Here is a 14,661-nt window from a genome sequence, read left to right on the forward strand (position 1 = left end):
ATGCGTTGGTCCAGCCTGGTGGATTTGCTGACGGAGCGTGCCCGGGAGCTTCCCGAGCAGCGCGCCTACACCTTCCTCGACGACGCCGGAGAGGCCGAGGCGACGCTCACCTTCGGTGATCTCGATCGCCGGGCGCGGGCGATCGCGTCGGCCCTCCAGGCCGCCGGCCTCGGCGGCCAGCGGGCGATGCTGCTCTACGCCCCGGGGATCGAGTTCGTCGCCGCCTTCTTCGGCTGCCTGTATGCCGGCGTGGTGGCGGTGCCGGGCTACCCGCCGCGCTCGCGGCGCAGCCTGCCGCGCCTGATGACGGTGGCGCAGGACGCGCGCGCCGCCGTCGCCCTGACCACCGCCGGCTTGAAGGCCAAGTTCACCGCCCTGGCCGGCGACCTGCCGGACCTGGCGGCGATCCACTGGCTGGCCACCGACGAGGTCCCGCTGGCGGCGGCGGAGAGCTGGCGCCAACCGAGCGTCGAGGCCTCGACCCTGGCCTTCCTGCAGTACACCTCGGGCTCGACCTCGGCTCCCAAGGGAGTGATGGTCTCGCACGGCAATCTGCTCCACAACGAGGAGCTCATTCGCCGTGCCTTCGATCAATCCCGGGAGTCGGTGATCTGCGGTTGGCTGCCGCTCTACCACGACATGGGGTTGATCGGGAACGTGCTGCAGCCTCTGTACGTCGGTGCGCCCTGCTACCTGCTGTCGCCCTTCGCCTTCCTGCAGCGGCCGCGCCTGTGGCTCGAGGTGATCGGTCGCTACGGCGCCACCACCAGCGGTGGACCGAACTTCGCTTACGACCTGTGCGTGCGCAAGATTCCGCCGGCGGAGCGCGCCGGCCTCGACCTGACGAGCTGGCGGGTGGCCTTCAACGGCGCCGAGCCGGTGCGCGCCGGAACCCTCGAGCGCTTCGCGACGGCCTTCGCCGACTGCGGCTTCGATCGCCGTGCCTTCCTACCTTGCTACGGCCTGGCCGAGGGCACCCTCTTCGTCACCGGCGAGCCGGTGGCCGAGGCGCCGCGGGTGCGGCCCTTCGAGGCCGAGGCCCTCGAGCAAGGCCAGGCGATCGAAGCGCCCGGCGGGCGAGACCTGGTGGCTTCCGGGGTGGTCGCCGGCGACCAGCGCATCGCGATCGTCGATCCCGCCACGGGGCAACCGCGGGCGGCGGGAGAGGTGGGGGAGATCTGGCTCGCAGGACCCAGCGTCACCGGTGGCTACTGGCGCCGTCCCGAGGCCACCGCCGAGTGCTTCGGAGCGCGCCTGGCGGGTGAGCCGGAGGCCTCCTACCTGCGCACCGGCGACCTCGGCTTCAGCGATGGCGAGCGATTGTTCGTCACCGGTCGCCTCAAGGACCTGATCATTCTGCGCGGGCGCAACCATTACCCCCAGGACATCGAGCTGACGGTCGAGGGCAGCCACCGGGCGCTGCGGCCGGGCTGCGGTGCCGCCGTAGCTCACACCGTCGAAGGCGAGGAGCGCTTGGTGGTGCTGCAGGAGGTCGAGCGCAGCGCCCGTCAGGTCGAGCCGGCGGAGGTCTTCGCGGCGGTCCGCCGCGCCGTTGTCGAGGTGCATCAGGTGGAGCCGGCGCTCGTCGTCCTGCTCAAGGCGGGCTCGATTCCCAAGACCTCGAGCGGCAAGGTGCAGCGGCGCCTGAGTCGGCGCCGTTGGTTGAAGGGCGAGGTCGAGGTGCTGGCCTCCTGGCCGGCCGCCGCCGGCGCCGAAGAGCCGGCGCCGCGGGCCGCGCGCCGCCGGGCGGTGATCGCCGGCCTGACGACCCTCGCGGCGCGCCTGCTGAAGGTCGCCGAGGAGGAGATCCGGCCCGACACGCCGCTGCCCCTCGACTCTCTCGCCGCCCTCGAGCTGCGCGGCGAGGTGGAGGCTTCCCTGGGGGTCGCTTTGCCCCTCGAAGAGCTCTTCGAGAGTCCCTCCCTGGAGCGTCTCGCGGAGTTGATCGCGGCGACTCCGGCGAAGGAGCCCGCGGCGGTCGAGGAGCCCGCTGTCCAGGACAAGATCGCTGGCGAGCCGGCGCCGGCCTGGCCCGAGGAGATGGATCTCTCCCTCGGGCAACGCGCCCTGTGGTTTCTCGAAAAGGTCGACCCCGGCCGCGATGCCTACCACATCGCTTTCGCCGGAGAGGTGGCGGCCGGGGTCTCCCGCGATGCCCTCGCGGACGCTTGGCAGCGCCTGACGCAGCGCCATCGGCTGCTGCGGGCGGGGGTGGTGGAGGTCGAGGGGGAGCCGCGGCTGCGGGTGGCGGCGGCTCCCGGCGAGCTCGAGACCGCTTCCTTCGCCGGCGACGGCCGCGACCTCGACGGCGAGCTGCAGCGTCAGGCGAGGCGACCTTTCGATCTCGCCAGCGGCGATCGCCTGGCGCGCTGTCGCTGGATCGACCGGCCCGGTGAACCGCCGATTTTGCTTTTCGTCTTCCACCATCTGGTGGCGGACCTCGGCTCCTTGGCGATCGTCGCTGCTGAGCTGGCGCGGCTCCTCGCCGAGCCCGCGGCAGAGCTCGCGCCCTTGACCGGCGATTACTCCGAGCTGGTCGCCGCCCAGCAGCCCGATCCCGAGCTCGGCCGCTTCTGGCATGACGAGCTCGATCCGCTGCCGGCGGCTCTCGAGCTGCCCCTCGACCGGTCGCGACCACCGGTGCAGCGCTTCACCGCTGGAGTCGAGCGCTTTCGCGTCCCCGGCGACGAGCTGGCGGCCTGGTGCCGCCGCCAGGGGGTGACTCCCTTTGTCGCTCTGCTGGCCGCCTACCAGGCATTCCTCGGCCGCCTCTCGGGGCAGCGGGTTTTCTGCGTCGGGGCGCCGGCGGCGGGTCGGGATCGCGCCAGCCGTCGGCTGGTGGGGTACTACGTCAACCCTTTGACCCTACGCGCCGATCTCACCGGCGAGCCCTCCTTCGAACGCCTGGCGGCGGACCTCAAGGAGCGCGTCCGGCGGGCCGTCGAGCATCAGGCTTACCCCTTCCCGCGGCTGGTGGAGGAGCTCCATCCGGAGCGCGATGCCAGCCGCTCGCCGCTCTTTCAGGCCTTCTTCTCCTACGCCCGGGGTCGTACCGGCGGTGGCGATCTCGGGGCCTTCGCCCTCGGCGAGGCCGGGGCCACCCTCGAGCTCGGGCCGCTGCGCTTCGAGCGTCGCGCCCTCGATCCGCAGGCCGCGGCCTTCGATCTCAGCTTGGCGATGGCGACCCGCGGCAGTGAGCTGGTGGGCTCCTTCACCTATGCCCGCGAGCTCTTCGACCAGGCCACCGTCGAGCGCTGGACGGCGAGCTTCGGGCGCTTTCTGGGCGAGCTCGTGGCCCGTCCCAAGGAGCCCTTTGGCCGCCTGCCGCTGTTGTCGTCGGAGGAGCGCCGGCAGATCCTTGTCGATTGGAACGACACCCTGCGCGAGGACTCCGGTGAAACCTTCCTCGAGCTGTTCGCGGCGCGGGTGGCGGCGCATCCCGGCCAGGCGGCCGTCTCGAGCGGTGACGAGGTCTTGAGCTACGGCGACCTCGACCGCGCCAGTCAACGCCTCGCCGAGCGCTTGCGCGGGCGCGGCATCGGGCCCGGCGATCGGGTCGGAGTCGCCGTGGCGCGCAGTCCGCGTCTGCTCGTCGCCCTCCTCGGCGTGCTGCGGGCGGGCGCCGCCTATGTGCCCCTCGACCTCGCTTTTCCGGCCCAGCGCTTGAGCTACATGATCGAGGACGCCGGTCTGCGACTGGTGCTCAGCGAGGCGGCGCGGGCCGACGATCTGCCGCCCCATCGCGTTCCGGTGCTCGACCTCGCCGAGGCGGCGTCCGGAGATCCCGTCGCCGACGCTCCGCGGCCGCGGCCGCTGGCCGGGGAAGACACCGCCTACGTCATCTACACCTCGGGCTCGACGGGGCGCCCCAAGGGGGTGGTGGTGCCGCACCGGGCGCTGCGCAACTTCCTGCTGGCGATGGCCGAGGAGCCGGGACTCGCGGCGGGTCAGTGCCTGCTGGCGGTGACCTCCCTGTCCTTCGACATCTCGGCCCTCGAGCTCTACCTGCCGTTGATCGTCGGTGGCCGCGTCGAGGTCGCCGGACGCGATGAGACCAGCGATGGCGAGGCCTTGGCGCGGCGCCTCGACACCTGCCGAGCCGATGCCATGCAGGCGACTCCGGCGACCTGGCGCATGTTGCTCGAAGCCGGTTGGCGGGGCCGCCCGCAGCTCGCGATGCTGTGCGGTGGCGAGGCTTTGCCCGGCGATCTCGCAGCCGAGCTCCTGCCCCGGGGCCGGGCGCTGTGGAATCTCTACGGCCCCACCGAAACCGCCGTCTGGTCGGCCTGTCAGCCGGTTTCTGGGGAGATCGCCGGCGAGGGTAGCGTGGCCCTCGGGCGGGCGATTCGCAACACCCGGCTGCTGGTGCTCGACGGTCACGGTGAGCCGTTGCCGATCGGCGTCGCCGGCGAGCTGTTGATCGGCGGGCGCGGGCTTGCCGACGGTTACCTGCAACGGCCGGCCCTCACCGCCGAGCGCTTCGTGCCCGATCCCCTCGCCGGCCAGCCCGGCGGCGGGGCGCCCGGGGCGCGCCTCTATCGCACCGGCGATCTGGTGCGCTGGCGGTCTGCTGGCGTTCTCGAGTTCCTCGGCCGCCTCGACCACCAGGTCAAAGTCCGGGGCCACCGCATCGAGCTCGGCGAGGTCGAGAGCGTGCTCAGCGCGGTACCGGGAGTCACCCAGGCGGTGGCGGTGGCGCGTCGGGACGGCGGTGGGGAGGCCGAGCTGGTGGCCTATGTCACCGCCGAGGAGAGCTTCGACGTCGACCTTCTGCGCGGCCTGGCGCGGCGCTCCTTGCCCGAATACATGGTGCCGTCGAGGTTGGTGCGCCTGGAGTCCTTTCCGCTCACTCCCAACGGCAAGGTCGATCGCCGGGCGCTGCCGGCGCCGCAGGCGGCACGCCCCAAGGTCGCTCCTCAACTTCCCGCCGGCTCCCTGGAGGCGACCCTCTCCCAGATCTGGTGCGATCTGCTCGGCCTCGAGGCGGTCGGCCTCGAGGACTCCTTCTTCGATCTCGGTGGCCACTCGCTGCTCCTCGGCAAGCTGCGCACGCGGCTGCGTCAGGAGCTCGATCGCGAGGTGGCGGTGGTCGACTTCTTCCGCTTTCCCACCATCACCTCCCTGGCCGATTTTCTGCGTGGGGATGGCGTGGGTGGCGGTTCGGCTTTGCGCCGGCGCCGTCGTATCGCTGGCAGTCTGGAAGGCGATTCCTCGGTGGCGATCGTCGGGCTGGCAGGGCGATTTCCGGGAGCCGCCGACGAGGCGGCCCTCTGGCAGCTCCTGACGGCCGGCCGCGAGGGTCTGCGAGATCTGACCGACGAGGAGCTTGTGGCGGCGGGGGTGTCGCCGGCGCAGGCCGGGGAGCCGGATTACGTGCGGCGCACCGGCGTACTCGCCGACTTTGACACCTTCGATGCCGCGGCCTTCGGCTTCACCGCCCGCGAAGCGGAGCTGCTCGATCCGCAGCATCGGGTGTTTCTGGAATGCGCCGTCGACGCCCTCGACAACGCCGGCCTCGATCCGCAGACCTATGGCGGCGCCATCGGCGTCTACGCCGGCGCCGGTCTCAACGGCTACCTGGTGCACCAGCTCGCCGCCGCTGCCGGTGCCGACACCGCCGCTGCTTACCAGGTGATGATCGGCAACGACAAGGACTTCCTGGCCACCCGCCTGTCCTACGAGCTCGATCTCTCGGGGCCCAGCTTGGCGGTGCAGACGGCCTGCTCGACCTCCCTGGTGGCGGTCCATCTGGCCTGTCGCAGCCTGCTCGCCGGCGAAGCCGACGCGGCCCTCGCCGGCGGCGTCTCGGTGGCGGTGCCGCACACCGCCGGCTACCGCTACCAGAACGGCATGATCCTGTCACCGGATGGCCAGTGCCGGCCCTTCGCCGCCGAGGCCGCCGGTACCGTGCGCGCCAGCGGTGCCGGTGTGGTGGTGCTCAAGCGACTGGCCGACGCCGAGGCCGATGGCGATCGCATCCGGGCGGTGATTCTCGGCTCGGCGATCAACAACGACGGCCGGCGCAAGATTGGCTACACGGCGCCGAGCGTCGATCGTCAGGCGGAGGTCATCGCCGAGGCGCAGGCGATCGCCGGCGTGGCGGCCGAGACGGTGACCTATGTCGAGGCCCACGGTACCGGCACCGAGCTCGGCGACCCGATCGAGATCGCCGCCCTGTCGCAGGTCTTCGGGGACGCCCGGGAGGTCGCCCTCGGGTCCGTCAAGGGCAACCTCGGCCACCTCGATGCGGCGGCCGGCGTGAGCGGCCTGATCAAAACCGTCCTCGCCCTCGAGCATGGTGAGCTGCCGCCCAATCTGCACCGCGGCGAGGTCGCCGAGGCGGTGCGCGAATCGCCCTTCCGGCCGGTCGCGGAAAGCACTTCCTGGCAGCGCCCGGACGGTGGCCGGCGGCGCGCCGGCGTCAGCAGCTTCGGCATCGGGGGCACCAATGCCCACCTGGTGGTGGAGGAGGCGTCGGATCCATCGCTCGCGGCGCCAGCGGAGGCCGGCGAGGAAGCCTTGCCGACCGCCGCCCAGGCCGAGGACGACGCCGTGCCCCAACTGGTGGTGCTGTCGGCCCACGACGGCCAGGCTCTCGATGAGCTCGGTCGCGATCTCGCGGCCCATCTGCGCAGCGACGAGGCGCCGCCGCTGGCCGCCGTCGCCCACACCCTGCAGACGGGTCGACGGCGGCTGGCCCATCGCCGGGTGCTGGTGGCTGGCGATGGCGCCGATGCCGCCTCCGCCCTCGATCCCCTCGACCCGGCGCGGGTGCTCGAGGCGCGCGGTGACGACGGCCGGGGCGAGAGCGGCCGTCGCGAGGTGGTGTTCCTGTTCCCCGGTCAGGGCGCCCAGCGTCCCGCCATGGGCAGCCAGCTCTATGGCGACGAGCCGGTCTTCCGGCAGGTCGTCGACCGCGCCTGTGACCACTACGGGACCGAGTTCGACCTGCGGGCGGTGCTCTTCGCCAGTGGCGAGGGCGGCGGCGAGGCGCTGCGCCAGACGCGCTGGACGCAGCCTGCTCTGTTCGTCTTCGAGACCGCCCTCGCCGAGCTCTGGAAGAGCTGGGGCATCTCGCCGGCGGCGATGCTCGGCCATTCGCTGGGGGAGTACGTCGCCGCCCACCGCGCCGGTGTCTTCTCTTTCGAGGCCGGCCTCGATCTGGTGCGGCGCCGCGGCGAGCTGATCCAGGCCCTGCCGGAGGGCTCGATGGCGGCGGTTTCCGCCCCCGCCGAAACGGTGGCGCCGACCTTGCCGCCGAGCCTGACGGTGGCCGCGATCAACGACCAGGCGACCTGCGTCGTCGCGGGATCGGGTGAGGCGCTGGAAGGCTGGATCGCCGGTTCCGGCCTGCGCGCTCGGCCGCTGGTCACCTCCCATGCCTTCCACTCGCCGATGATGGCGCCGGTCGAGGAACCACTGAAGGAGCTTTTCGCCGCCCTGCCCCTGGAGGCGCCGAAGATTCCCTATGTCTCCAACCTGACGGGCACCAGGATCACCGCCGAGCAGGCCACCGATCCGGCCTACTGGGCGGCCCACCTGCGTCAGCCGGTGCGCTTCGCCGACGGCCTCCGGCAGCTCGCCGGCGATCCGCGCCGGGTGCTCCTCGAGGTCGGGCCGGGGGAAACCTCTTTGACCTTCGCGCGCCGCCTCGGGGAAGGGGGCACTGGCTTCGCGCCGTCGGCGCTGGTGCCGACGCTGCCGGTGCCGGCCCTGGCGAAGGAAGAGGCCGCCAGTTTGCGCCGCGCCCTCGGCCGCCTCTGGCTCGGCGGAGTCGACATCGACTGGGCCGGGCTCTGGTCCCAGGGGGCTCCCACCAAGGTCGCCCTGCCGGCCTATCCCTGGCAGCGTCAACGCTACTGGGTGGAGAAGACAGTGTCCGCGGTCACCATCGGCGGTGGGGCTGCGCCGGGCGAAGCGGCGGTGGATCGCCTCTACGTGCCTTCCTGGAAACGCTCGCTGGCCGCAGCCCCGGTGCCTCAGAACGGCGATCCGCCGCCGGCTCACTGGCGGATCGTGGCGCCGGCCGAGCTGCCCTTGGCGGCAGCCCTGGTCCGCGAGCTCGAAGCTCGCGGTGTCGCCGTGGAGCGGGTCTCGCATCTCGATCTCGGCACGGCCGATAGCGTCGGCGATGGAGTGTTGGTCGACCTACGGCCGGGGGCCGGCGCTGGCGCCGAGTCCTTCGATCACTGGATGGCCCTCGGCCAGGCCCTCGCCGCGGATCCGTCGACGGTGCCTCGGCAGGTAGTGGCGGTGACCGCCGGCCAGCTCGCGGTGACCGGTGGCGAAACGGCCGATCCCGACGGTTTGGCCCTGCTGGGGCCCCTGCGGGTGATGGCCCAGGAGGTGCCGGGGCTGGTCAGCCGTCACCTCGACCTCGAGGCGTCGGCCTTCGTCACCGAAGAGGCGGCCGTCGCCGACTGGGCGCGAACCCTCGCCGCCGAGCTTCTCGACGAGCGGGGCGACCGCACCGTCGCCGTGCGCGGGCCCTATCGCTGGCTGCCGACCTTCGAAGAGTTGCCGCAGCTCGCCGACGACGACTTCCGGCTGCGGGATGGCGTCTATCTGGTGCTGGGTGCCTTCGGCACTGTCGGTCGCGCCCTGACCTCGGCCCTCGTCGACCTCGGTGCCGCAGAGCTACTGCTGGTCGGGCGGACCGCCGGGGGGACCCTCTCGGCCGATCGGCAAGAGTGGCTGCGAGGCCTCGAAGAACGCGGCGTCAAAGTGCATCGGGAGTCCCTCGACGCCGCCGACGGGGCCGCCCTCGGGCGACTCGTCGCGGCCTGGTCGGAGCGCTTGCGGGGGGTGGTCGAAGCCGCCGGCGCCGGCGGCCTCGCGTCGGCCCGGGCCCTCGGCGAAGAACGCCCCGAGAGCTGGGGACGAACCTTCGCCGAGCGCCGCGCCCTGCTCACCGCCCTCGATCACGCCCTGGCCGGCGTCGAGCTCGATTTCTGCCTGCTCAGCTCGTCCCTGGCCGGCGAGCTCGGTGGCCTCGGCTATGCCGCCTACGGCGCCGCCCATCGCTGGGGTGATGCCTTCTGCGAGCGGCCGTCGCGGCCGGTGCCCTGGACCAGCATCGCCTGGGACAACTGGCGAGGTCCCGGGGCCGAAGGGCCGGAGGCCCTCGACGGCGAGCGCGGCGGCGCCCTGCTGCGCCGCGTTCTCGCCAGCCGCCAGACGGGGCGGGTGCTGGCCTTGGTGGGTGATCTGGCGACGCGCTACCAGCGCTCTGTAGAGCAGCCGGCAGAAGCTCGCCAGCCTCTGGTCGGCGGCGCCGCGGCGCAGCAGCGGCCCGACCTGCAGAGCCCCTTCGTGGCACCCGGCGATGCCCTGGAGAAGGCCCTGGCGGAGATCTGGAGCCGGGCCCTGGGAGTCGCGCCGGTAGGGATTCACGACAACTTCTTCGAGCTCGGCGGGACCTCCCTCGTCGGCATTCAGACGATGGCCGAGGTCAATCAGCGCTTCGCCGCCGAAGTGCCGGCGGTGGGGCTCTACGAAGGCCCGACCATCCATGCCCTCGCCGAGCTGCTGCGCGCCGCCCTACCGGGTGCCGCCAACGGCGATCCGGCCCCCGAGGCCAAGCTCAGCGCCGGCCAGGCGCGCGGCGACCGACGGCGCCAGGCGGCGCGCCGCCGGAGCTCGCGCGTGCCGGTGGGCGGGGAGGGGCGATGAGCGGCCAGGAGACGGCCGAGAGCTTCGGCATCGCCATCGTCGGCATGGCCGGTCGCTTCCCGGGAGCGCCGGACCTGTCGGCCCTGTGGCGCAATCTGGCGGCCGGCGTCGAGTCGGTCGAGTTCTTCGACGACGCCGAGCTGCAGCGCGCCGGTGTCGCCGAGGAGCTGCGCCGCCATCCGCGCTATGTCGCCGCCGGCAGCGTGCTCGACGACATCGACCTGTTCGATGCCGGCTTCTTCGGCTATGGACCGGCGGAAGCGGCCCTGATCGACCCGCAGCAACGCCTCCTCCTGGAATGCTCTTGGCAGGCTCTCGAGGATGCCGGCTACGACGCCCGCGCCTTCGCCGGCGCCATCGGAGTGTTCGCCGGCTCGACCCTGAGCACTTATCTGCTGCACCTGGCCCTCCACGGCGGACCGGTGAGCGCCGCCAGCGCCGGCCCCGCGTTCATGGGCAACGCGCCCGACTTCTTGGCCACTCGGGTGGCCTACAAGCTCGATCTCCAGGGACCCGCCTACACCGTCCACACCGCCTGCTCGACCTCTCTGGTGGCGGTCCATCTGGCCTGCCAGGCAATGCTCTCCTACGAGACCGACATCGCCCTCGCCGGCGGCGTTTCGCTGCGCGTGCCGCATCGCGTCGGCTACCTCACGGAGGAGGGCGGCATCACCTCGCCGGACGGCCATACGCGGCCCTTCGACGCCGCCGGCCGCGGCACCATCTTCGGCAACGGCGCCGGCATGGTGGTGCTGCGGCGGCTCGACGACGCGCTCGCCGACGGCGACCACGTGCTGGCCGTCATCCGGGGCTCGGCGACGAACAACGACGGCGCCGTCAAGGTCGGCTTCACGGCCCCCAGCCTGGGCTCCCAGGCGGCGGTGATCGCCGAGGCCCTGGCAGCCGCCGACGTCGATCCGCGCACGGTGAGCTACGTCGAGGCCCACGGCACCGGCACCGAGCTCGGCGATCCGATCGAGATCGCGGCCCTCACCAAAGCCTTCCAGCGGCCGCCCGGGGAAACCCCCTACTGCGCCGTCGGCTCGATCAAGTCGAATATCGGTCACCTCGATGCCGCCGCCGGCATCTCCGGCCTGATCAAGACGGTGATGATGCTGCGGCAGCGTCAGATTCCACCCAGTTTGAACTTCGAGCGCCCCAACCCCAAGATCGACTTCGCCGCCAGCCCGTTCTACGTCAACACCGAGCTGCGGCCCTGGGAGGTCGCCGAGGGGCCGCGCCGCGCCGGCGTCAGCTCCTTCGGCTTCGGGGGCACCAATGTTCACCTGGTGCTCGAAGAAGCGCCTGCGCCACCGGCGGTGGCGGAGCCACCGGGTTCGCACCTGTGGTTGTTGTCGGCGCGCAGCGAGGCGGCCTTGGCCGCCTCCGGCGAGGCCCTGGCGGATCATCTGGAAAGCTCTTCGGTGGCCCTCGGCGACGCCGCCTTCACCCTGCAGGTGGGTCGCCGGCCCTTCGAGCAGCGGCGGGCGCTGGTCGCCGACGACCGCGGTGAAGCGGTTGCGGCGCTGCGCTCCGGCGCCGGCTGGCATGGCGCCTGTGAACGCTCCCGTCCACCCCTCGCCTTCCTGTTTCCTGGCCAGGGCTGCCAGTACCCGGGGATGGGTCGGGCTCTCTACGACCGCGAGCCAGAGGTGCGGCGCTGGATCGACGCTGCCGCCGAAGCCATGGCGCCCTTCGATTTGCCGGCCGCCCTCTGGCACGCCTCGGCGGACCAGCAGCGCGACACCGCCTTGGCGCAGCCGGCGATCTTCGCCCTCGAGCACGCGCTGGCGTGCCTGTGGATGTCCTGGGGTCTGGCGCCGGCGGCTTTGCTCGGCCATTCGGTGGGCGAGCTGGTGGCCGCCACCGTCGCCGAGGTGTTGCCCTTCGAGGCCGCCTGTCGCCTGGTGGTGGCGCGCGGGCGGGCGATGGCGGCCTGCGAGCCGGGAGCGATGGTCGCCCTGGCGCTGTCGCCGGCGGCAGCCCAGGAGCTGCTGCCGCCGGAGCTCGAGCTGCTGGTCGTCAATGGTCCCGAGGCCTGCGTGGTGGGAGGACCGATCGACGCGGTCGAGGCCTGGCGCCGCGAGCTCGCCGTCGAGCACCGGCCCCTGCGCACCTCCCACGCTTTCCACAGCCGCGCCATGGAGGCGGCGATCGAGTCCACCGTCGCCTCCCTCGCCGGGGGCGGTGAGCTGGCGGCGCCGAAGATCCCGCTGATCTCCAACCCGAGCGGCGATTGGCTGAGCGACGACGAAGCCCGCGACCCCTCCTACTGGGGCCGCCAGCTACGTCGGCCGGTGCGCTTCGGCGAGGGCGCCGAGAGGCTGCTGGCAGAGCACTCGGGGGCGTTGCTCGAGGTCGGTCCGGGGCAGGTGCTGGCGAGCCTGGTGCAGCGCCTGCCGGCCGCCCGGCCGGTGGTGGCGTCGTTGCCCGGGCCGCAGGGTGGGGATGACCGCGAGACCCTTCTCGGCGCCCTTGGACGCTTGTGGATCGCCGGCTGCGAGCCCGACTGGACGGCGGTCCGGGGAGCGGATCGAGGTCGGCGGGTGCCGCTGCCGACCTATCCCTTCGAGCGTCAACGCTACTGGTTCGGCCCGGCGCTGGCCGGGGAGGAGCTGGCGGCGGAGACTCCCGCAGCGCCTGAGCCGGTAGCGGTTGCCGGGCGTCACCCGCGGCCGTCCCTGGCGACTCCCTACGTGGCGCCGGAATCGGCGGCGGAGACCTCCCTGGCCGACCTTTGGAGCGAGGTTCTCGGGGTTGCGCCGGTGGGTCGTCACGACGACTTTTTCGCCCTCGGTGGCGACTCCCTGATCGCCACCCGCATGTTGGCTCGTCTGCAGGATCTGTTGGGGATGGCGGTGCCCCTCGACCGGCTGTTCGCCGGCCCGACGGTCTCGGAGCTGGCCGATCGGCTGGCCCGGGAGGATGGGCACGAGAGTGCCGCGGCGCCTTCCGACGGGCCCCGGCGGGTCGATCGCTCGGTCCCCCTGCCACTGGCCTACGCCCAGCAGCGACTGTGGTTCTTGCATCACCTCGACGGCACCGGCGCGGCCTACAACCTGCCCGGGGCGATGCGCCTGCGCGGCCCTCTCGATGCAGGGCGTCTGGAGGCGGCGCTGGCCGCCGCCGTCGAGCGCCACGAGGCGCTGCGTACCCGCTTCGTCGCCGAGGCTGGCGAGGCGCGCCAGGAGATCCTGCCGACGGCGGAGCTACCGCTGCGTCGCCTCGAGCTGTCGGCGAAGCCCGCCGAAGAGCGCCTCGACCTCGGCCTCGCCGCCCTCGCCGAGGACGCCCGTCGGCCCTTCGACCTCGGCCAGGCGCCGCTCGGCCGCGCCCTCTGGGTGCAGCTCGACGATCGCGATGGTCTGTTCCAGCTCACCCTCCATCACGTCGTCTCCGACGGCTGGTCCTGGAGCCTGCTGCGGCGCGAGCTGGCGGCCTTTCTCGCCGGTGCCGAGGCGCCGCCGCCGTTGGCGGTGCAGTATGCCGACTACGCCGTCTGGCAGCGTCAGCAGGCACTCGATCTCGATTTCTGGAAGCAGCGCCTGTCGCCGTCGCCGCCGCCCCTCGATCTCCCCACCGACCGGCCGCGTCCGGCGGAGCAGAGCTTCCGCGGCGAGACCCTTCCCTTCGCCCTGCCGGCCGCCACCGTGGCGGCCGTCGAGGCCTGCGCTCAGGAGCATGGCGCCACCGCCTTCATGGTCCTTCTGGCGTCCTTCGAGATGGTGCTCGCCCGCTGGAGCCACCAGCGGACCTTCGCCGTCGGCACGCCGGTGGCGAATCGCTCCCGGTCCGAGCTCGAAGGGGTGGTCGGGTTCTTCGTCAACTCGCTGGTGCTGCGCGCCGACCTGACGGCGGACCCTTCCCTGGCGTCCCTGGTGGCGGCGGTGCGGGACGAGGCCCTGGCCGCCTTCGGCTACCAGGACGTGCCCTTCGAACGGCTGGTGGACGAGGTGGTGGCGGAGCGCTCCCTCGGTCAGAGCCCGCTCTTTCAGGTCATGTTCGGGCTCCACAACACGCCGCCCGCGGGCGACATCGCCGGCCTCGAGGTCGAAGTTCTCGAGCCCGACACGGGCACCGCCAAGCTCGACCTCACCGTCGGCTTGCTGGCCGACGGCGAAGGCTTCGCCGGAACCTGCGAGTACGCCAGCGATCTCTTCGATCGCGCCACTGCCGAGCGCCTGCTGGACCATTGGCGGCGGCTGCTCGACGATGCCCTGGCCCGGCCGCAGACCGCCTTCGGCGACCTCGCTCTGCTCTCGGCGAGCGAGCGGCGCCAGGTGGTGGAGGAGTGGAACGCCACCGCCGAGCCGCTGCCGGAAACCACCCTGCACGGTCTCTTCGAGGCCCAGGCGGCGCGCTCACCGGCGGCACCTTGTGTGCTCTTCGAAGGCCGGACGCTGACCTTCGGCGAGCTCGACCAGCGCGCGACGGCGCTCGCCCAGCGGCTGCGGCGGCACGGCGTCGGCGCCGAGTCCCGGGTGGGCATCCACCTCGAGCGTTCGGTCGAGCTGATGATCGCCCTGTTGGCGGTGCTCAAGGCCGGCGGCGCCTATGTGCCCCTCGATCCCGAGTATCCCGCGGCGCGGCTGCGGGACATGGCCGAGCAGGCCGACCTGGCGCTGATCCTGGCGGCGGACGAGGAGGACGAGCTCTTCGGTCGCCCCGCCCTGAGGGCGACTGCGGAATCGCCGCCGGCGATCGGCGATGATCGCGAGCTGCCGCGAGTCGATCCCCAGCAGCTCGCCTACGTCATCTTCACCTCCGGCTCGACCGGTCGCCCCAAGGGCGCCATGAACAGCCACCGGGCGATCGTCAACCGCCTCCTCTGGATGCAGCAACACTTCCGGCTGGGGGCCGACGACGTGGTGCTGCAGAAGACCCCGATCAGCTTCGACGTCTCCGTGTGGGAGCTGTTCTGGCCGCTGCTCACCGGCGCCCGCCTGGTGCTGGCTCGTCCCGGCGGGCACCGCGACGGGCGCTACCTGG

2 protein-coding genes (1 of these 2 only partly in view) are annotated in these 14,661 nt (G+C 72.5%); both read left to right on the plus strand.

The window, feature by feature from the left end; genetic code table 11:
• On the plus strand, positions 1 to 9,672 hold the full coding sequence (locus AAF604_09575; GenBank protein ID MEM7049900.1) for an amino acid adenylation domain-containing protein: 9,672 nt from the start codon (positions 1 to 3) through the stop codon (positions 9,670 to 9,672).
• A protein-coding gene (locus AAF604_09580; GenBank protein MEM7049901.1) for an amino acid adenylation domain-containing protein crosses the window boundary here: on the plus strand, positions 9,669 to 14,661 show its 5' portion. Its footprint extends 7,025 nt past the window's final position; the window shows 4,993 of its 12,018 coding nt (coding positions 1-4,993); it begins with the start codon at positions 9,669 to 9,671; the stop codon falls past the right edge of the window. Before AAF604_09575 ends, AAF604_09580 begins: the two co-directional genes overlap by 4 nt.

This window comes from Acidobacteriota bacterium (assembly GCA_039028635.1).
Classification (GTDB): domain Bacteria; phylum Acidobacteriota; class Thermoanaerobaculia; order Multivoradales; family JBCCEF01; genus JBCCEF01.